The 18,845-nt window shown below is 72.9% G+C and carries 19 protein-coding genes; 12 read left to right on the top strand and 7 right to left on the bottom strand.

Translation table 11 applies throughout. The annotated features are described in order from the left end of the window. Positions 1-54 precede the first annotated feature (54 nt). A complete protein-coding gene (locus FHX44_RS09855; RefSeq protein ID WP_147255203.1) occupies positions 55-1,734 on the bottom strand; it encodes a DUF4331 domain-containing protein in 1,680 nt (559 codons plus the stop codon). Positions 1,735-1,939: 205 nt separating this feature from the next. On the opposite strand from FHX44_RS09855, the gene FHX44_RS09850 reads away from it, so the two are divergent. Then, positions 1,940-2,749, top strand: coding sequence for a PIG-L family deacetylase (locus FHX44_RS09850; RefSeq protein ID WP_147255202.1), 810 nt, complete (start codon positions 1,940-1,942; stop codon positions 2,747-2,749). Here FHX44_RS09850 and FHX44_RS09845 read toward each other — a convergent pair. Further along, complete coding sequence (locus FHX44_RS09845; protein WP_147255201.1) at positions 2,733-3,491, bottom strand: ABC transporter permease; 759 nt, start codon at positions 3,489-3,491, stop codon at positions 2,733-2,735. The two genes, FHX44_RS09850 and FHX44_RS09845, sit on opposite strands and share 17 nt — an antisense overlap. Before the next feature lie 167 nt (positions 3,492-3,658). Between FHX44_RS09845 and ctaD the strand changes: the two genes are divergently transcribed. From ctaD to FHX44_RS09820, 5 genes are read left to right on the top strand one after another with little or no spacing between them, the layout of a single operon-like run. Further along, positions 3,659-5,407 (top strand): aa3-type cytochrome oxidase subunit I, encoded by a 1,749-nt coding sequence (gene ctaD / locus FHX44_RS09840; protein ID WP_147255200.1) that lies wholly within the window; start codon positions 3,659-3,661, stop codon positions 5,405-5,407. A gap of 22 nt (positions 5,408-5,429) precedes the next feature. After that, positions 5,430-6,668 (top strand): phosphoserine phosphatase SerB, encoded by a 1,239-nt coding sequence (gene serB / locus FHX44_RS09835; RefSeq protein WP_147255199.1) that lies wholly within the window; start codon positions 5,430-5,432, stop codon positions 6,666-6,668. A 16-nt stretch (positions 6,669-6,684) separates the two neighbouring features. Next, the gene (locus tag FHX44_RS09830) at positions 6,685-8,550 is read left to right on the top strand and encodes an SEC-C metal-binding domain-containing protein (RefSeq protein ID WP_147255198.1); all 1,866 of its coding nucleotides are present in this window, start codon (positions 6,685-6,687) and stop codon (positions 8,548-8,550) included. A 45-nt stretch (positions 8,551-8,595) separates the two neighbouring features. After that, positions 8,596-9,327: a peptidyl-tRNA hydrolase gene (locus FHX44_RS09825; RefSeq protein ID WP_425469123.1), complete on the top strand. Its 732-nt coding sequence runs from the start codon at positions 8,596-8,598 to the stop codon at positions 9,325-9,327. 37 nt (positions 9,328-9,364) lie between these two features. Continuing rightward, the gene (locus FHX44_RS09820; RefSeq protein WP_170308859.1) at positions 9,365-10,327 is read left to right on the top strand and encodes an ABC transporter substrate-binding protein; all 963 of its coding nucleotides are present in this window, start codon (positions 9,365-9,367) and stop codon (positions 10,325-10,327) included. Here FHX44_RS09820 and FHX44_RS09815 read toward each other — a convergent pair. After that, a complete protein-coding gene (locus FHX44_RS09815) occupies positions 10,324-11,259 on the bottom strand; it encodes an SDR family NAD(P)-dependent oxidoreductase (RefSeq protein WP_246170290.1) in 936 nt (311 codons plus the stop codon). The two genes, FHX44_RS09820 and FHX44_RS09815, sit on opposite strands and share 4 nt — an antisense overlap. 76 nt (positions 11,260-11,335) lie before the next feature. Here FHX44_RS09815 and FHX44_RS09810 point away from each other — a divergent pair, with 76 nt between their 5' ends. Further along, positions 11,336-11,767, top strand: a complete 432-nt coding sequence (locus FHX44_RS09810) for a MarR family winged helix-turn-helix transcriptional regulator (protein ID WP_170308858.1) — start codon at positions 11,336-11,338, stop codon at positions 11,765-11,767. Here the strand turns inward: FHX44_RS09810 and FHX44_RS09805 are convergent, their stop codons facing one another. Then, the gene (locus FHX44_RS09805) at positions 11,768-13,834 is read right to left on the bottom strand and encodes an ATP-dependent DNA helicase (protein WP_147255194.1); all 2,067 of its coding nucleotides are present in this window, start codon (positions 13,832-13,834) and stop codon (positions 11,768-11,770) included. It abuts the gene before it with no gap. A gap of 127 nt (positions 13,835-13,961) precedes the next feature. On the opposite strand from FHX44_RS09805, the gene FHX44_RS09800 reads away from it, so the two are divergent. After that, complete coding sequence (locus FHX44_RS09800) at positions 13,962-14,834, top strand: thioesterase family protein (protein ID WP_147255193.1); 873 nt, start codon at positions 13,962-13,964, stop codon at positions 14,832-14,834. Between the two features lie 82 nt (positions 14,835-14,916). Here the strand turns inward: FHX44_RS09800 and FHX44_RS09795 are convergent, their stop codons facing one another. Together FHX44_RS09795 and FHX44_RS09790 are read right to left on the bottom strand one after the other, a co-directional pair. After that, positions 14,917-15,465 (bottom strand): nicotinamidase, encoded by a 549-nt coding sequence (locus tag FHX44_RS09795; RefSeq protein ID WP_147255192.1) that lies wholly within the window; start codon positions 15,463-15,465, stop codon positions 14,917-14,919. 2 nt (positions 15,466-15,467) lie between these two features. Beyond that, positions 15,468-16,769: a nicotinate phosphoribosyltransferase gene (locus FHX44_RS09790; RefSeq protein ID WP_147255191.1), complete on the bottom strand. Its 1,302-nt coding sequence runs from the start codon at positions 16,767-16,769 to the stop codon at positions 15,468-15,470. Between the two features lie 57 nt (positions 16,770-16,826). On the opposite strand from FHX44_RS09790, the gene clpS reads away from it, so the two are divergent. Beyond that, complete coding sequence (gene clpS, locus FHX44_RS09785) at positions 16,827-17,123, top strand: ATP-dependent Clp protease adapter ClpS (RefSeq protein ID WP_147261045.1); 297 nt, start codon at positions 16,827-16,829, stop codon at positions 17,121-17,123. A gap of 13 nt (positions 17,124-17,136) precedes the next feature. After that, positions 17,137-17,691: a DUF2017 domain-containing protein gene (locus FHX44_RS09780; RefSeq protein WP_147255190.1), complete on the top strand. Its 555-nt coding sequence runs from the start codon at positions 17,137-17,139 to the stop codon at positions 17,689-17,691. On the opposite strand, the gene FHX44_RS43165 is transcribed toward FHX44_RS09780, so the two are convergent. Next, positions 17,688-17,966, bottom strand: a complete 279-nt coding sequence (locus FHX44_RS43165; protein ID WP_246170289.1) for an Rdx family protein — start codon at positions 17,964-17,966, stop codon at positions 17,688-17,690. The two genes, FHX44_RS09780 and FHX44_RS43165, sit on opposite strands and share 4 nt — an antisense overlap. Positions 17,967-18,042: 76 nt before the next feature. On the opposite strand from FHX44_RS43165, the gene FHX44_RS09770 reads away from it, so the two are divergent. After that, positions 18,043-18,513, top strand: a complete 471-nt coding sequence (locus tag FHX44_RS09770) for a M67 family metallopeptidase (RefSeq protein WP_147255188.1) — start codon at positions 18,043-18,045, stop codon at positions 18,511-18,513. Positions 18,514-18,561: 48 nt separating this feature from the next. Beyond that, complete coding sequence (locus tag FHX44_RS09765; protein WP_147255187.1) at positions 18,562-18,840, top strand: MoaD/ThiS family protein; 279 nt, start codon at positions 18,562-18,564, stop codon at positions 18,838-18,840. The last annotated feature ends 5 nt before the right edge of the window (positions 18,841-18,845 follow it).

The raw sequence follows: 18,845 nt of genomic DNA, 5'->3' as shown, positions 1-18,845 counted from the left end.
CGGGGAAGTGGGGGCACGGGGGCGGCCCGGTCGGTCCGAGCCGCCCCCGGCCGGTCACCGGGGCGGAGCCGGCGGGCGGGCGTGGTCGAGCGGTGCGGTCCGGCCGCGCCGCCGCACGGCGAGCAGCACCACGGAGGCGAGCAGCGCGCCTCCGATCCCGGCGCCCAGCGCGATCGGCATCATGGGCGAGCTGAACGCCGCGTTGCCGATCCAGGAGTCGCTCTCCGTCGGGACGCTGGCGGCCCCGCTGCCCGTGTCGGACGACCCGGTCGCCGACGGCTGGGCACCGGCCGCGTCGGCACGGGTCTCGTTGCCCGGCAGCGCGACGTAGGGGAACTCGTCGAGGAACGCGACGTCGTTGGCGTCCACCCCGTCGCCCGCCGCCAGCGCGTCGACCAGCTTTCCGGCCTGCGCCGCGCCCGCGACCGCCTGCACCTCGATGTCGATGACGTCGTCGGTGAGCCGTCGCCCGTTCGGGAAGCCCTGCAGGTCCCCGCCGAGGACACCCAGCCGGTTCGGGTCGGCCGCAGGCGCGATCGACGTGTTGAGCCGCAGCATCTCCGACGGCTGGAACTGCTTCGGGTCGGTGTCGGCGTTGAGGACGTGGCTGTTCAGGTCCGCCTGGATCGGGGCCTGCGTGCCGTCGAGCGTCGGCGCGTCCTTGGCGATCCCGGTCAGGAAGATCTCGACCAGGTCGTTGCGCGGCGTCGCGGGCGCCGGCACCCCGTAGATGCCCTCGAGGAGCCGCGCGACCTCCGGATCGGTCACCCGCTTCACGACGTCGGGGATGGTCGCGTCCTTCACCGGCGCCAGCCCGTTGAACGCGTCCTTCAGCCCTGCCGGCAGCACGACCTCGTTGACCAGCGGGTTGCCCAGCCGGGACACCTGCACCGGCTCGCCCACCGCGGTGGCCATGCCCGGGGAGAGCTGCAGGGAGCGGCGCTCCGTGTCGCTCCAGACGCCGATCACCGGGTTGCGCTGCGGATCGCCCCCGGCCGTGACCTCCGACAACGGCACCTGCAGCGCCCAGGTGTTGACGTTGGTGCCGGCGAGGGTGTCCTGGCCGACCTCGGAGAGGTCACCCCCGTACAGCAGGTCGAACACGCGCAGGTCGGCGAAGAACGGGTCCTCCGCGGAGCCGACGTAGACCTGGCCGCCGCCCGGCACGTCCTTGATCGCCTGGTCGCGCAGCGTCGCGTAGTCCGGGATCGACGCCGCTCCGAGCTGCGACGGCGCGACCTGCCCCTCGAGCAGCTTCGTCCAGCCGCCGCCCTTGCTGACCGACAGCGTGTAGTACTGGCGGAACAGCAGGTTCTCGTCGTCCAGGCCGGTCACCGGACCGTTGTTGTAGAGGAACGTGTCGTTGCCCCGCCGGTCCTCCGTGCGGAACGTGAGCCGGTAACCGACGTCGGGCTTCGCGTTGCCGTCGGTGTCGATGTTGATGTCGTAGTTCGCGTCGGTGGCCCACGGGTAGAACGTGGGGCCGCCGTTGGGCTCCTGGAGCCCGAACCAGTTGGCGACGAACGTCACCGTGTCCGGTTGGTCGGGGCTGACGAACGCGTAGACGTCCGTGTTGTCCACGGCCGGGTCCGCGGCGATCAGGGGTGCCTCGCGGTGGCTCGAGGCAACCGCCGGACCTGCGCCGACGCCGGCCAGCAGCGCGGCGAGCACCACCGTGCCGGTTGCTGCGAACGCAGCTGATCTGCGACCTCGTGGTCGGGATGGACGGGACATGCGCTTCCCTCCATGGGCAGCACGGGACGACCGGGCACGACACGTCGTCCCGGTTGTCGGATGGGCGAGACCACACCGCCGGCAGCCGGCCCGCGCCGTGCGGGTCCGGGTCGTGCCGGTCTGCCCACGCCTTCGCACGACCCCCCGCGTGCGGTTCGCCGCCGTCAGGACGAGGTGATCCAGAAGCGCTGCGTAGGGTGGCTTCGTGGGAACCATCGTCTCCTTCCATGCGCACCCCGACGACGAGTCGATCGCTTCCGCCGGCACCCTCGCCAGGGCGGCCGCCGCGGGTCACCGGGTCGTCCTGGTCTTCGGCACCCGCGGTGAGCTCGGCGAGCCCGTCCCGGGTGTGCTGGAGCCAGGGGAGCAGCTGTCCATGCGCCGGTCCGCGGAGTGCTACGCGTCGGCCGCGGCGATCGGGGCCAAGCGCGTGGAGTTCCTCGGCTACACCGACTCCGGGATGATGGGCGAGCCGAGCAACGCCGCTCCGTTCTGCTTCTGGCAGGCCGACGTCGAGCACGCGGCCCGCCGCCTCGCGGTGATCCTCGACGAGGAGGAGCCGGACGTCCTCACCACCTACGACGACAACGGCGGCTACGGCCACCCGGACCACATCCAGGTGCACCGGGTCGGCAAGCGCGCCGCCGAGCTGTCGGCGGTCCCGGTCGTGGCGCAGCACACGATCAACCGCGACTGGATGATCCGAGGGATGCGCGGGATGGCCGAGTCCGGCCAGCTGCCGGAGGGCTGGCAGGGGCCGAGCCTCGAAGCGCCGACGTTCGGCAAGCCGGAGGCGGAGATCACCCACCGCGTCGAGGCCGTCGACTTCGTCGAGCAGAAGCGCGCCTCGATGCGGGCGCACGCGAGCCAGATGTCGCCGGAGCACTTCCTGCTCGCGATGCCCGACCCGGTCTTCGCGCTGGGGATGGGCACGGAGTTCTACATCGTCGACCCGGCGCCCAGCCCGGCGGCGGCGCCGGAGCTGTTCGAGGAGCTGTTCACGCCGCTCCGATAGGCGGCCTGCGCACCATCCCGCGGCACACCAGCTCGAGCATCAGCGCCACCGCCACCGTCTCGACGGCCAGCAGGAGCACCAGCACGAGCAGCTGCACGGCGCCGGCCTGCACCGGCGTGGCGCCGCCCAGCAGCATGCCGACGAACGCTCCGGGCAGCGTGACCAGCCCGACCGTGCGGGTCTGGTCGAGCGCAGGCACGAGTGCCTGACCCGCGCTCGGCCGGGCGATCTCCAATGCGGCGTCGCGCGGGAGGAAGCCGAGCGAGAGCGCGGCCTCCACCTCGCCGCGGCGCGCCGCCAGCTCGTCGAGCGTGCGCCGGCCTGCGAGCGACGTGGCGGTCATCGTGCCGCCGATGAGGATGCCGGCCATCGGGATCACCGCGACGCCGACCGGCGGCACGACGCCCGAGACCACGAGCAGGGCCGTGACCGGGAGCGGGGCCACCGCGATCGGCAGCACCGCCCACCAACCGCTGCGGTGCGGGGTGATGCGCCGCGCGGAGGTCCACGCCGCCACGGCCACCATCACCAGCACGAATGCGGCACTGAGCAGCACCGAGCCGACGATCGCGCCGATCAGCAGCGAGACCGCGCCGAGCTGGAGCGCCGCTCGCACACCGGCGAAGACGGTCGCACGGGCGGTGCCGAGGCTCGCCGCCGCTGCAAGCGCGGCCGCCGCGAGCACGCCCAGCGCACCGGCCACGGCCAGCGCCGGCCCGATGACCACCGTCGTCGACCCCATGGGGGGATCATCGCGCCCGGCCGCACCGCGTGTCCGCGCACGCACCGCGTGTCCTCCGGACGTGGGGCCCGCCACCCGGGCGCCGCCTTCGACGGCGGGTAGAGCTAACATCGCGAGCTGGGCCACCCGGCCCGCCGCTCTTGAAGTCGGCAGTTCCAGGAGGACCAGTGACCGCCGTCGCCCCCAAGCCGATCGCGCCGGAGTACCCGGCACGACAGTCGCCCAAGGGCTCGACCTTCCTGAAGATGCTGCGGACGACGGACCCCAAGGACATCGCGATCCTGTACATGGTCACGTCGTTCGGGTTCTTCCTGGCCGGCGGTGCGATGGCGCTGCTGATCCGCGGCGAGCTGGCCGTGCCGGGGATGCAGTTCCTGTCCACCGAGCAGTACAACCAGCTGTTCACCATGCACGGCACGATCATGCTGCTGCTGTACGCGACGCCGATCCTGTTCGGCTTCGCGAACTACATCGTGCCGCTGCAGATCGGGGCGCCCGACGTCGCGTTCCCGCGGCTGAACGCCTTCTCCTACTGGCTGTTCCTGTTCGGCGGGCTCACGGTGCTGTCCGGGTTCCTCACCCCGGGCGGTGCCGCCGACTTCGGCTGGTTCGCCTACACCCCGCTGTCGGACGCCATCCGCTCGCCGGGGGCCGGGGCCGACCTGTGGATCGTCGGCCTGGTCGTCTCCGGTCTCGGCACGATCCTCGGTGGCGTCAACTTCATCACCACGATCGTCTGCATGCGCGCGCCCGGCATGACGATGTTCCGGATGCCGATCTTCACCTGGAACATCCTCGTCACGGCGATCCTGATCCTCATCGCGTTCCCGGTGCTCACCGCCGCGCTGCTGGGCCTGCTGGCCGACCGCCACTTCGGCGCCCACGTCTTCGACCCCGCCAACGGCGGCGTGATCCTCTGGCAGCACCTGTTCTGGTTCTTCGGGCACCCCGAGGTCTACATCGTGGCGCTGCCGTTCTTCGGCATCGTCAGCGAGATCTTCCCGGTGTTCAGCCGCAAGCCGATCTTCGGCTACAAGACGCTGATCTACGCGACGATCGCGATCGCCGCCCTGTCGGTGGCCGTGTGGGCGCACCACATGTACGCCACGGGCGCGGTGCTGCTGGCGTTCTTCTCCTTCACCACCTTCCTCATCGCGGTGCCCACGGGCGTGAAGTTCGTGAACTGGATCGGCACCATGTGGAAGGGCAGGCTGACGTTCGAGACCCCGATGCTGTTCAGCGTCGGCTTCCTCGCCACGTTCCTGTTCGGCGGGCTGACCGGCATCCTGCTGGCCTCGCCGCCGCTGGACTTCCACGTCTCCGACACCTACTTCGTGGTGGCGCACTTCCACTACGTGCTGTTCGGCACGATCGTGTTCGCCACCTACGCCGGCATCTACTTCTGGTTCCCGAAGATGACCGGCCGGATGCTGGACGAGACCTGGGGCAAGGTCCACTTCTGGCTCACGTTCGTCGGGTTCCACCTGACGTTCCTGGTGCAGCACTGGCTGGGCAACGAGGGCTTCCCGCGCCGCTACGCCGACTACCTGCCGATCGACGGCTTCAACGTGCTGAACGCGGTCTCCTCGATCGGCGCGTTCGTGCTGGGCGCGTCCACCCTGCCGTTCCTGTGGAACGTGTTCCGCAGCTACCGCTACGGGCGCGTGGTCACCGTCGACGACCCGTGGGGCTTCGGCAACTCCCTGGAGTGGGCCACGTCCTGCCCGCCGCCTCGGCACAACTTCACCGAGCTGCCGCGGATCCGGTCCGAGCGCCCCGCGTTCGAGCTGCACTACCCGCACCTCGTGGAGCGCTTCCGCGCGGAGGCGCACCTCGGGCACGCCGACCCCGGCGAGCTGATCACGCAGGGCGTGGGCCGGGAGACGCAGCCGAACGACGATCCCAAGTCGCGCTGAGAAGATCGAGACAGCCACCTCCATGACCGGCACGGGCACCAGCGTCCTCATCACGGTCACGGGCCCGGACCGGCCCGGCGTGAGCTCCGTGCTGTTCGCGGCGCTCACCCGGCACGGGGTCGACCTGGTCGACGTCGAGCAGGTGGTGATCCGCGGGCGGCTCACCCTCGGGGTGGTCGTCGAGACCCACCGCGATCCGGAGGGCCTGCAGGAGGCCGTCGAGCAGGCGATGGCGAGCATCGCGATGCAGGTGCACACCACGCTCGAGGTGCGTGACGACCCGGCCGTCCGGCGGCACTCCACGCACGTCGTGGTGGTGCTCGGCCGGCCGATCACGGCACGGGCGTTCGGCGCCGTGGCGGCGGCGCTCGCCGACGCCGGTGCCAACATCGACTCGATCCGCCGGGTCGCCGACTACCCGGTCACCGGGCTGGAGCTGATGGTCTCCCCCGAGCCCGGTCGCGGGAGCGAGCACTACCCGCCCGGCACCCTGCGCGCGCGGCTCGTGGAGGTGGCCCGCACCGCGGGCGTCGACGTCGCCGTCGAGCGGGCCGGGCTCGGCCGACGCGGCAAGCGGTTGATCGTCTTCGACGTCGACTCGACGCTCGTGCAGGGCGAGGTCATCGAGATGCTCGCGGCGCACGCGGGCGCGGAGGCCGAGGTCCGGGCCGTCACCGAGGCGGCGATGCGCGGCGAGCTGGACTTCGCGGAGTCGCTGCGCCGCCGTGTGGCGGTGCTCGCCGGACTGCCCGAGACCGTGCTCGACGAGGTGGCCGCCCAGCTGGAGCTCACCCCGGGCGCCCGCACCACGATCCGCACGCTGAAGCGGCTCGGCTTCCGCTGTGGGGTCGTGTCCGGCGGGTTCACGCGGGTGATCAAGGGCCTCGTGGACGAGCTGGGGCTGGACTTCTGCGCCGCCAACGAGCTGGAGATCGTCGACGGCCGGCTCACCGGCGAGGTCGTCGGTGAGATCGTGGACCGGCCGGGCAAGTCGGTGGCGCTGCGCCGGTTCGCCGACGGCTTCGGCGTTCCACTGGAGCAGTGCGTGGCCGTCGGCGACGGCGCCAACGACATCGACATGCTCTCCACGGCCGGGCTCGGCATCGCCTTCAACGCCAAGCCGGCGCTGCGCGAGGTCGCCGACACCGCGCTCAGCCACCCCTATCTGGACGTCGTCCTGTTCGTCCTGGGCATCACCCGCGACGAGGTCGAGCGCGCGGATGCCGCCGAGGGCCTCCTGCGCCGGGTGCCGATCGCATGACGGGCGGGCACTGATCGTGGCCCGGTCCCGGCAGCGGCTCCTGGTCGGTCGCGGGGCGCCCGAACCGCCTGCCGAGAGCACCGAGGAAGCGCGGTTCGAGGCGGTCTGGACCGCCTACCGCGAGGTGGTGCGGGAACAGGTGGTGGTCGGCCACGAGGAGCTGATGCGGCTCCTCTCCGCCCGGGTGGGGCTCGACCTCTCGGATCCCGGCACGGAGCGGCTCGTCGACGAGGCCGAGGAAGACGTCCTGGACGACCCGACCGGTCCGGTGACGATGCTCGTCCCCGACGTCCTGGTGCACGCGCCCGCGCTGACCGACGGCATCGTGCTCACCCACCGGCTCTCCGCCGCCGAGCTGGCCGACGAGCACCTCGACCTCGACACCGACCTCGCCGGGTTCCTGCGCTGCCCCGACCCGCACGTCGACGGCGGGCCGCTGCACGTGGACGAGCCGGACGGCGACGAGCCGGCCCGGTGGGGCGGGCCGCCCGACTGGCTGGCGGGGTTGACCGCCGGTGCGCTGCTCGCCGTGCGGGCCACGCAGGGCGGCGCCGTGACGATCTCGGCGCTGGACGACGAGCCGGCCGCACCGGCGGAGCTCGTGGCGGCGCTGCGGGCGGTGTACGAGGCCGAGCTGGAGGAACCCGGTCTCCCGGTGCGGGCGGAGACGCTCGTCCTCGGCCTGCTGCACGGCGACCGCGCGGCCTTCGCCGAACCCCGCCCGCCCCTCACCGAGCTGGCCGCGGCGGCGGGCCTGCTGCGGCGCGGCGACGAGTTCGCCCACGACGAGTCGGTGTGGACGGAGGCGGAGGCGGTCGACCAGGCGTTCCGGTTGGTCAGCCGGGTCGAGACCGAGGAGCAGGGGGAGGCGGCGGTCCGGGCGTTCGCGCTGCTCGCCGACGCGCACGATCCGGCCGCGCTGCGGGAGGCGCTCGGCCTCATGCAGGACCCGGACGTCGTCGAATCCGTCGTCGAGGAGCTGCTGCGCGAACCCGACGACGACGGGGAGCGGGTGCGGGCCGCCGTCGCGCTCGCCGGCCGACTGGTCACCGTCGCCGGTCGGTCCCCCCGGGAGGCCGTGGCGCGGTGGGTCGCCGCGGTCGCCGCGGAGCGGGACGGCCGGGTGCAGGACGCAGAGTCGCACCTGCGGGCCGCGGCCGTCGCGGCGCCGGGCTGGCCGCTCGTGGAGGACCGGTTGGCCTGGTACGAGTCGGACCGCGGCGACGCCGCGGCCGCTGCCGCCAGGTGGACGGCGATCGAGGTGCCCGCCGACGATCCGGATCTCGCCGCCGTCCGGCCCTTCGCCGCCCCTGCCGGCCCCGAACCCGGCCGCAACGACCCGTGCTGGTGCGGATCGGGCCGCAAGTACAAGCAGTGCCACCTCGGCCGGCCCGCCCATGCCGAGCTTCCGGCGCGGGCCGGCTGGCTCTACCGCAAGGCGGTGATGTTCCTGGAGCGCCGCGGGGGCGCCGCCACTGCCGACCTGGCCTGGTGGGCCGACACGCTCGACGTCGACTGGGATGCGCCCGAGGTCGTGGACGCGGCGCTGGACGAGGGCGGCTGGGGCGAGAGGTTCCTCGCCGAGCGCGGGCCCCTGCTCCCGGCCGACGAGGCCGAGCTGGCGGCCTCGTGGGCGACCGTGGTGCCCGGCCTGTACGAGGTGGAGCGGGTCCACTTCGGCGAGGGCGTGACGTTGCGGGACCTCCGCGGCGACGGCCGGGCCGACGTCCGGCCCACCACCGGGGTGAGCCCGGGCATGGGCGAGCTGGTCTTCGCCAGGGCGCTGCCGGACGGCTCGGGGTCGGGTCATCTGCTCGTTGGAGCGGTGGCGGTGCCGCGGGGCGCCGAGCGCGAGCTGCTGGCGCAGCTCGGAGATCTCTGAGGGTCCCGCGGAAGCGGAGCAGGGGCGGATGCGTTGGTCCCGGGCGTGACCGAGGAACTGTCCGGGACCGGGCTCGCCGACCGGCCGGCCGTTGGTGTGCTCGCGCCGCTCGCGGCCCGCTACGCCGGGGGAGGAGCGCCGGTGTCGGACGGCATCGTGCGCGCGATGCCGGTCATCCTGCGTCTGGAACGCCCACCGGCCGCCCGCACGCCGGTGCTGGAGGCGGCGGCCGCCGCGGCGCTCGCCGTGTGCCTCGACCCGCGCACGCAGCCGGGGGGCGAGTGGCACGAGACCGTCGCGATCTGGGTGAGCACCCAGATCCGCAAGATCGCCCGCCGGGCCCGTGGCGCGCACTGGGCCGCCGTGCAGGAGCTGCCGGGCGTGACGTGGGAGGTGGACGGCGCGCAGGCGCGGGCCCTGCTCCCCGGCCCGGTCGACGACGTGCCGCGCGTGGTGTCGCGGCTGCAGATCGGCGGCACCGAGCTCGAACCCGACGAGCCGGGCCCGCCCCCGCAGGGCGTCCCGGTGATCTGGGTGAACGCCGGCCTGAACCTGACGGTCGGGAAGGCGGCCGCGCAGGTCGGGCACGCCTCGATGCTCTACGCCGCCGCCCACGGCCTCGCCGACGTGCCCCGCTTCGCGGTGCGGGACGCCGACGGCGACCGCTGGGCGCAGCTGTGCGCCGCGGTCGGGCGCGGCGAGGCGGTCGCCGTCCGGGACGCGGGCTTCACCGAGGTGGCGCCGGGCACGATCACCTGCATCGCGACACCTGGCTGAGGTTAGGCTCACCGCACTTTCTCCGAGGAGGGTGACGGTGAGGCTCGAGATCTCCGGGATCGTGGCGGCGCTGCTCGTGGTGGTGGGCTGCTCCGCGCCGTCGGACACCACGGCGCCCGCGGGAGCCGGACCCGCCCCCGGGTTCCCGGTCACGATCGAGCACGCGCTCGGCACCACCACGATCCCCGCCCCGCCCGCCCGGGTCGTCGCGCTCTCCTTCGAGGAGGACGTGCTCAGCCAGGTGGGCGTGAGCGTGGTCGGGCGCACCGAGAACTTCTACGCCTCCGGCTCGCTCTACCCGTGGCAGGAGGGCGAGGTCGATCCCGGTGTCGTCCCGCTGGGTGGGCCGGACGGGCTCGACCTGGAGCAGGTGGCGTCGCTGCAACCGGACCTCATCCTGGCCACCAACTACTACGGCCTCGAGAGCGAGTACGCGGGCCTGAGCGCCATCGCCCCGACCGTCGGGTACCGGACGGGCTGGGGGGAGGACACCTGGCAGGACACGGCTCGTGTGGTCGGCCGCGCGGTCGGCCGGGAGGCCGATGTCGAGCGGCGGATCGGCGAGGTCGACGGGTCGGTGGCCGCGCTGGCGGCCGAGCTGCCCGGCCTGTCCGGGAAGACGTTCAGCTCGGTCTTCCACCACGACGCCGGGCAGTTCAGCGTGGACACCAACCCCGATGGGCACACCGCGAAGTTGCTCGGCCAGCTCGGCATGGTGATGTCCCCGCGGGTCGTCGCCGAGGTCGTGAACCGCTCCCTCGGAGCCGAGCAGGTCGGTCTGATCGACGCCGACCTCGTGCGGCTCGGCTACGCCTCGGACGAGCTGCGCGCGCAGCTCGCCGCGAGCCCGCTGTTCCGGGCCGTGCCCGCGGTGCGCGACGGCCGGGTGTTCGAGTCCGACGTCTTCGGCGCGACGGCCGGCAACAACCCCACCCTGCTCAACGTGCCCTGGCAGCTGGAACAGCAGCGGGCCGTGCTGGAGCGGGTGGCGGTGTCCTAGTGTTCCGCCCGCGCGAGCACCGCCGCACGCGTGCCGGTGAGCTCCTCGGAGACCGCCCACAGACGTCTGGCGAGGTCCCGATCGTCGGCGGGCGGGCGCACCGGAAGGCGGGTGACGCGCATGGGTCCGCGGAACTCGGTGCGCGGCCCGACGAACGTGCCGCCATCGAGCTCCGGCACGGTCGCGGCGTACAGGATGGGCAGGGCGGCGTCCTCGGGGGCGCGGGCCACGACGCCGGCGACCGGCGAGATGAGGCGGTCGAGCAGCGTGTGGCAGCGGTCGGTGTTCATCGGGGTGCTGGCCATCCCGGGATGTGCGAGCACGCTGCGGACGGGGGAGCACGTCTCGCGCAACCTGCGGTCGAGCTCCAGCCCGAACAGCATGTTGGCGAGCTTCGAGCGCGCGTAGGCGCGCATGGGGGAGTAGCGCCGCCCGCCGGTCAGGTGGTCGTCGCGGTCCAGGTCGAGCTTCCCGTAGCGGTAGACCGCCGAGGCGACCGTGACCACGCGCGGCTCCCACCCGCGGCCGAGGGCGTCGAGCAGGAGCGTGGTGAGGGCGAAGTGCCCGAGGTGGTTCGTTGCGAACTGGCTCTCCCAGCCCTGCGCGGTGTGGCGCAGCGGCGTGCCCGCGATGCCGGCCACGTTGAGCAGCGCGTCGACCGGCTCGGCCGTGACGGCGGCGGCGAAGGCCCGGATGGATGCGGGGTCCATGAGGTCGAGCGGCAGGACGTCCACCGTGGCCGCCGGGTGCTCGGCCAGCAGTTCCGCGCGGTGCCGGCCGGCCTTGACGACGTCGCGGGCCGCCATCACCACGCGCGCTCCGCGCTTCGCGAGCTCGCGGGCGACGACGAGGCCGAGCCCGCTGCCGGCTCCGGTGACGACGACGCGCCTTCCCTGCTGATCGGGAACGTCGCTCAGGTCCCAGGCGCCCACAGGATCCCCCATCCTTGAGTAGCTCAAGGGTATGCTTGAGCTACTCAAAGAGATTGTCAAGGTTTACGCTGTGATCATGTCCGGTCCCCAGCCCGCTCCCCCGCTCGTCGAGCAGGTGATGGCGGTGGCCATGGCGATCGTGCAGGAGCTCAAGGAAGCCGTGCGCGAGCTCGGACTGGGCGAGTCGGTCGCCCACCTCGTCTGGGTGCTCGACCCCGATGCCGAGCCGGTGCCGCTGCGACAGGTCGCCGAGCGGTTGCGCTGCGACCCGTCCAACGTCACGCTGCTCAGCGACCAGCTGGAGAAGAAGGGCCTCGCCGAGCGCCGCCCTCACCCGGCCGACAGACGCGTCCGCACGCTCGTGCTCACCCCGGCGGGTGTTGCCGCCCGTCGCAAGCTCCTCGAGCACGTCCAGGAGCGCTCCCCGCTCGCGGCGCTCACCGAGCAGCAGCAACGGCAGCTGCGGGAACTGCTGGCGGTGGCCCTGGAGGGCCGCAAGAGCAGCTGATCAGGCTCCCCGCAGCCGACGCAGCGCGCCGTGCACCTTCTCGCGGTCGTCGGTGGCCCAGAACGGGGGCAGGCTCGCCCGCAGGAAGCCGCCGTAGCGGGCGGTGGCCAGGCGGGAGTCGAGGATCGCGACGACGCCGCGGTCGTCCATCCCGCGCAGCAGCCGGCCTGCGCCCTGGGCGAGCAGCAGCGCAGCGTGGGTGGCCGAGACCGACAGGAAGCCGTTGCCGCCGCGGGCGTCGGTGGCGCGCTGGCGGGCCGCGACGAGCGGGTCGTCGGGGCGCGGGAACGGGATCCGGTCGATGATCACGCACGACAGCGACGGGCCCGGCACGTCGACGCCCTGCCACAGCGAGAGGGTGCCGAAGAGCGACGTGGCCTCGTCGGCGGCGAACTTCTCGACGAGCTGCATCGTGGAGTCATCGCCCTGGCACAGCACCGGGGTTTCCAGCCGGCCCCGCATCGCCTCGGTGGCCTGTTTGGCCGCCCGCATCGAGGAGAACAGCCCGAGCGTGCGCCCGCCCGCGGCCTCGACGAGCCCGGCGATCTCGTCGAGGTAGGAGGGTGGCAGGCCGTCGCGGCCGGGCGGGGGCAGCCGCTTGGCGACGTACAGGATGCCGCTCTTGGCGTGGGCGAACGGCGAGCCGACGTCGAGGCCGGACCACTTCGGGGCGTCCGGGTCGGGCACGGGGTCGTCGGTCTTCTCCGCCGCCACCTTCTCCGGGGGCAGGCCCCACTGCCGGGCCAGCGCGTCGAAGTTGCCGCCGAGCGCGAGCGTGGCCGACGTCAGCACCACGGTGGAGCGGCCGAAGAGCCGCTCCCGCAGCAACCCGCCCACCCACAGCGGGGCCGCGTGCAGCGACTTGTGCCGCGTGGCGTCCGGCCCCTGCTGCGCTGATCCGCGTTCCGCTGACGCTCCACGCTCTGCGAGCCAGACGACGTCGTGCCGCTTGGCCGGGTCGGGCTCGTCGAACGCGCCGAGCAGCCGTACCGCCGTGTCGGCGACCTCGTCGAGGGAGGCCTGGGCGATCTTGCGGCCGGCTGCCGCCTCGGGGTCCTCCCTGCGGTCGGCGCCGAGGGCCTGCTTGCAGGCGCCCGCCGCGTCGCGGACGGCGGAGAGGGCCCCCGCCGCGGCCCGGGGCAGGGACTCCCAACGGCCCGGCGGCAGGTCGTCCAGCACGAGGCCGAGGCCCTCGCCCGCCTCGGCGAGCCGGTCGGCGACGGCCTGGTCCACGAGCTTGCCGAGCCGTCGGGCGGTGGCGGCGATCATGCCCGCGGTGAGCTCGGCCGTGGCCACGCCGGTGACGCGGTCGACCAGCTCGTGCGCCTCGTCGACGACCACGACGTCGTGCTCGGGCAGCACCGGGCGCCCTTCGAGCGCGTCGATCGCGAGCAGGGCGTGGTTGGTGACGACGATGTCGGCCTGGCCGGCGACGCCGCGCGCCTTCTCCGCGAAGCAGTCCTCGCCGACGGGGCACTTGGCCACCCCGAGGCATTCGCGCGCGGTGACCGAGACCTGGCGCCACACGGAGTCCTGCACACCGGGCACGAGCTCGTCGCGGTCGCCGGTCTCGGTGGTGTCGGCCCACTCGTGGATCCGCTTGACCGCCCGACCCATCGCCGAGATCGCGAACGGGTCGAACAGCTCGTCGCCCGGGTCGGTGTCGTCGCCGCCGTGCAGCTTGTTGAGGCACAGGTAGTTGCGCCTGCCCTTGAGGATCGCGAACGTGGGCGCGCGGCCCAGCATCGGCTTGAGTGCCTTCGCGAGGCGGGGCAGGTCGCGGTCGACCAGCTGGCGCTGCAGCGCGATCGTGGCCGTGGAGACGACGACCGTGGCGCCCCTCCCGACCGCGTGGTGGATGGCCGGTACGAGGTAGGCGAGCGACTTGCCGGTGCCCGTGCCGGCCTGCACGGCCACGTGCTCGCCGCTGACGAGCGCCTTGCGGACGGCCTGCGCCATCGCGTCCTGCCCATCGCGGCGCGCGCCCCCGACGGCGGTGACCGCGGCTTCCAGCAGCTCCGCAACTCCCGGGAGATCCGTCTCCTTCTTGCGGGTCGCGGTAGGCACCGGGCGAGGTTACCGGGCGACCCCGACGCCCCGGGGCGGAACGCCGCGATCCACCGTTGCGCGGTTCACACGTGATGAACAACTTCGCGTAACCCGCGGCCGCGGTCGCGGCGCCATCATGGGTGGGGTGACATCCACGCAAGTTCTGCTCCCCCCGACGTCCTACCCCGTGCTGCTCGAGCACGACGCCCGCTACAGCGACCTGGACCCGAGCCGCCGCATCGGCCGGGACGCGCTCGTGAGGTGGTTCGAGGACGCCCGTGTCGCCGTGGAGCGCACCCGCTTCGGCGCCGACCTGACCGGCCGCATGCGCCTGCTGCTCGCCTCCGTGCGCGTCGACGTGCTCGCTCCCCTGCGCGTCACCGGGAGCTACCGCATCGGCCTCGGTGTGACGCACGTCGGCACCTCGTCCTTCGCGTACTCCTACGGCGTCTTCGCCGACGACGAGTGCGTCGCGGCCGGTGAGTCGGTCAGCGTCCACGCCTCCGGTGGCCGGCCGGCCCCGCTGCCCGCGTCCGTCCGCGCCGCGCTCGAGGAGCTGCGGGTCGACGGGCCGCGCGTCGAGCGCCCCGAGCTCGACCCGGCCCGGCGCGTGCGCGAGGCCTACCCGTTCCGGCTCGACGTGCGCACCCGCTTCGGCGACCTCGACACCAACCGCCACGTGAACAACGTCCGGCTCGCGGGCTGGTACCTCGACGGCCTCGCCGAGCTGCACCTCGACGTGCTCGGCTACCCCACCGGCGGCCCGCTCGACGGCCTCGCGCCGAGCACCCTGTCCGTGCAGTACCTCGACGAGGTGCACTACCCGGGCATCTACCAGCTCCGGGTCGGGGTGGTGGACCTCGACGACACCACCGCGCGCTACGCCTGCGGCCTGTTCGACGGCCCCCGCTGCATCGGCCTGGCCGACGCGGTGGGCAACCACCGCGTGCTCGACGAGAACGGTGTGGTGGGAGACCTGGGCGCCCTCCTGGAACCGTTCCGGATGCGGCGGGTCTGACCCAGCGCCACTTCACACACCACCTGCCCGCTTCACACAAGGCCCGCCCTGTGTGAAGCGGGCACTGGGTGTGTGAAGTCCCTCAGGTCAGCTGGACGCCTGCCGCCTGCATCTCCTTCAGCGCGCGCTCCGTCGTCGCCGGGGACACGCCTGCGCACAGGTCGAGCAGCACCGTCGTCGTGAAGCCCGCCTTCGCGGCGTCCAGGGCGGTGGCGCGGACGCAGTGGTCCGTGGCGATCCCGACCACGTCCACGCTGTCCACGCCGCGGGCGCGCAGCCAGTCGGTCAGGCCGCTGCCGCCCGGCTCGGCGCCCTCGAACCCGGAGTAGGCGGCGGCGTGCTCACCCTTGCTGAACACGGCCTCGATCGGGGCCACGTCCAGTCCGGGGTGGAACGACGCCCCCGGCGTGCCTGCGCGGCAGTGCGGAGGCCAGCTGGCGACGAAGTCGGGGGTGGCCGAGAAGTGGGCGCCGGGGTCGACGTGGTGGTCGCGGGTGGCGACGACGTGGTCGTAGGAGGCGGTGCGCATGTGGCCGGAGATCGCGGCTGCGACCGCAGCACCCCCGTCGACGGCCAGCGAACCGCCTTCGCAGAAGTCGTTCTGCACGTCGACGACGACAAGGGCACGCATCGTCAGACCCCCTCGAACACGGTGGGAAGGGCGGGCTCGCCGCGGGAGAGCTTGAGGCCCTCCCACGGCACGGACACGAGCGCGGCGCGCAGGTGCTCGCGGGACTCCTCGAGGGTGGGCAGCCCTGCCACCTGCTCGCCATCCCGGACCAGCGGGATCGGCACGACGCGGTCGTGCGGCCCGATCCCCGGTGGCGTCGAGGCCAGGTGCACGACCTCCTCGATCGCGGTTCCCGTCGGCTTGTACCGGCGAACGGCCGACTTGCGCCCGCCGTGCGACTCCTTCGACTCGCTGCGCTTGGCGACCGGCCTGCCGTCGACCTCGACCAGCTTGTAGACCATCCCGGCGGTGGGCGCGCCCGAGCCGGTGACGACCGAGGTGCCGACCCCGTAGGAGTCGACGGGCTCGGCCCGCAGCGAGGCGATCGCGTACTCGTCGAGGTCGCCGGAGAGCACGATCTTCGTCTCGGTGGCGCCGAGCGCGTCGAGCTGGTCGCGGGCCTGGCGGGCGAGCTCGCCGAGGTCGCCCGAGTCGATCCGGATGGCGCCGAGGCCGGTGCCGGCGGCCTCGACCGCGAGCTCCACGCCGCGGCGGATGTCGTAGGTGTCCACGAGCAGGGTGGTGTCCGGGCCCAACGACTTCACCTGGCTGGTGAACGCCGACAGCTCGTCGTCGTGCAGCAGCACCCAGGCGTGCGCGGCCGTTCCGGCGGTGGGGATGCCGTGCCTGCGCTGGGCCTCCAAGTTGGAGGTGGTGGTGAACCCGGCGAGGTAGGTGGCCCGCGCGGACGCCACCGCCGCGGCCTCGTGGGTGCGGCGCGACCCCATCTCGATGATGGGCCGCCCCGCGGCGGCGGTGACCATGCGCGCCGCGGCCGAGGCTACGGCGCTGTCGTGGTTGAGGATCGAGAGCACGAGCGTCTCGAGCAGCACGGCGTCGACGAACGTGCCCGTGACGGTGAGGATCGGCGATCCGGGGAAGTACAGCTCGCCCTCGGGGTAACCGTCGATGTCGCCGGAGAAGCGGTACTCGGCCAGCCACGAGAGCGTGGCGTCGTCGACGACGCCCTCGAGCATCGCGAGCTCCTGTTCGCCGAACCGGAACCGCTCGATCGACTCGAGCAGGCGACCGGTGCCCGCCACCACCCCGTAGCGGCGTCCCTCCGGCAGCCGGCGCGCGAAGACCTCGAACACGCAGTGCCGCTGCGCGGTGCCGTCGGCGAGCGAGGCGGCCGCCATGGTCAGCTCGTACCGGTCGGTGAACAGGGCGGTGGACACACCGGCCGACGACGGACTGCCAGTCATGGATCGAGAGCCTATGTGCCGTGCGAGCCGAATGGGGGAGGTGTCACCATGGAGACCATGGCCGCCCCGCTACCCGCACCCACTCGCCAGGTGGAGCCGGACCTCGCCGAGGACACGACGGCCGACGTCCCCTGGCAGGCGATCGTCTGGAACGATCCCGTGAACCTGATGTCCTACGTCACATACGTGTTGCAGAAGCTGTTCGGCTACCCGGAGCCGAAGGCCACCGCCCTGATGCTCGACGTGCACCACAAGGGCAAGGCGGCGGTGTCGTCCGGGGACAAGGACAAGATCGAGACGGACGTCGCGAAGCTGCACGCCGCCGGTCTCTGGGCCACGATGCAGAAGGCATGAACGGCGAGCGGCAGTGAACGGCTGGAAGAAGGCGGGCCGCGGCGCCAAGGCGCGGCTCGCCGGCACGTTCGATCCCCAGGAGGCCGCGGTCCTGCGCGGCCTCGTGGCCGAGATCCGGCAGATGCTCGCCGGGCGCTCCGCCGACAACCCCGCCGACGAGCTGGCCGTCCTCACCGGGATGCGCACCGGCCCGTCCACCCGGCCCGACGACCGGGTGCTCGCCCGGCTGCTCCCGGACTTCTCCACCGACGACGCCGACCTCTCGGCGGGCATGCGCTCCCTGCACGAGCCCGAGCTGATCGAGGCCAAGGACGCCGCGGCAGTGCTGATGCTCGACACCCTCCCCGAGGCCGGGGGGCGCGTCGAGCTCACCCCGGATCAGGCCGACAGCTGGCTCACCGCCCTCAACGACGTGCGGCTCGCGCTGGGCACCGCGCTCGACGTCAGCGAGGACATGCCGGAGGACCTCCCGATCGACGACCCGCGGGCCGCGCACCTCGGCGTCTACCACTGGCTCACGTACGTGCAGGACTCGCTGGTGCAGGCACGGATGCAGGTGCGCGGCTAACGGCGGTCCGAGTGGCCGAGGCTGCGGTCGGGAGCCACGCGGTCGCGCACGAGCTGCTTGAGCCGCGACAGCTCGGGGAATCCGCCCTCGGTGGCGCGGTCCCAGAGCATGTCGTCGTCGAGCCGCACCTGGAAGACCCCGCCGGTGCCGGGCACCAGCGCGACCTCGCCGAGGTCGCCGGGGAACGTCGTGAGCAGCTCCTGCGCCGTCCATCCGGCGCGCAGCAGCCAGCGGCACTGCGTGCAGTAGGTGATCTCGAGGCGGGGGGCGGGCACGCAGGCGAGTCTGGCAGAGATGTGAGCCGCGCCCGGGGAAGTGCGTTCGCCCGTATCCGGAACGTAGGCTGGACGGGTGCTGGTGATCCGACGCGATCTCGTGGACGAGATCGTCTCCCACGCCCGCCGGGACCACCCCGACGAGGCGTGTGGCGTCATCGCCGGCCCAGAGGGATCCGACCGCCCCGAGCGGTTCATCCCGATGCTCAACGCCGCCCGCTCGCCCACGTTCTACGAGTTCGACTCGGGCGACCTGCTGCGGCTCTACCGCGACATGGACTCCCGTGGCGAGGTGCCCGTGGTGATCTACCACTCGCACACGTCCACGGAGGCCTACCCGTCGCGCACCGACATCTCCTACGCCTCAGAGCCCTACGCGCACTACGTGCTCGTCTCGACGCGCGAGCCCGCTGCGACGAACAGGACGGGCCATGAGTTCCGGTCGTTCCGGATCGTGGACGGCGTGGTCACCGAGGAAGACGTCGAGGTCGTGGAGAGTTACATGTTCTCGCACACGGGTGCTGACGACGTCCCGGACCACGCCTGACGTCCGTCCGCGTCCCGACCCACGACCGAACCACCTTGGAGCATCCGCATGGCCGTCACCGTGTCCGTCCCGACCATCCTGCGCACCCACACCGGCGGCGAGAAGGCCGTCGAGGCGAAGGGGAGCACCGTCGCCGAGGTGATCGACGACCTCGAGTCCCGCCACAGCGGGATCGCGGGGCGGTTGGTCAAGGACGGCAAGCTGCACCGCTTCGTCAACATCTACGTCGACGACGAGGACGTGCGCTTCGCCGGCGGCCTCGAGGCGCCGGTGGGCGAGAACTCCACCGTGACGATCCTGCCCGCCGTCGCAGGTGGCATGCGCTGACCCGA

The sequence above is a fragment of the Pseudonocardia hierapolitana genome (assembly GCF_007994075.1).
In the GTDB taxonomy this organism is placed as follows: Bacteria; Actinomycetota; Actinomycetes; order Mycobacteriales; family Pseudonocardiaceae; genus Pseudonocardia; species Pseudonocardia hierapolitana.
Note: the sequence above shows the minus strand (reverse complement) of the source record. Positions and strands in the feature narration are given on the sequence as shown.

What these genes read in the sequence shown, in the direction of transcription:
- FHX44_RS09810 (WP_170308858.1), top strand. Translation starts at nt 11,336, where the DNA reads ATGTCCGGTCCCCAGCCCGCTCCCCCGCTCGTCGAGCAGGTGATGGCG.
- FHX44_RS09845 (WP_147255201.1), bottom strand. Translation starts at nt 3,491, where the DNA reads ATGGGGTCGACGACGGTGGTCATCGGGCCGGCGCTGGCCGTGGCCGGT.
- FHX44_RS09765 (WP_147255187.1), top strand. Translation starts at nt 18,562, where the DNA reads ATGGCCGTCACCGTGTCCGTCCCGACCATCCTGCGCACCCACACCGGC.
- clpS (WP_147261045.1), top strand. Translation starts at nt 16,827, where the DNA reads ATGGCCGCCCCGCTACCCGCACCCACTCGCCAGGTGGAGCCGGACCTC.
- FHX44_RS09795 (WP_147255192.1), bottom strand. Translation starts at nt 15,465, where the DNA reads ATGCGTGCCCTTGTCGTCGTCGACGTGCAGAACGACTTCTGCGAAGGC.
- FHX44_RS09790 (WP_147255191.1), bottom strand. Translation starts at nt 16,769, where the DNA reads ATGACTGGCAGTCCGTCGTCGGCCGGTGTGTCCACCGCCCTGTTCACC.
- serB (WP_147255199.1), top strand. Translation starts at nt 5,430, where the DNA reads ATGACCGGCACGGGCACCAGCGTCCTCATCACGGTCACGGGCCCGGAC.
- FHX44_RS09855 (WP_147255203.1), bottom strand. Translation starts at nt 1,734, where the DNA reads ATGTCCCGTCCATCCCGACCACGAGGTCGCAGATCAGCTGCGTTCGCA.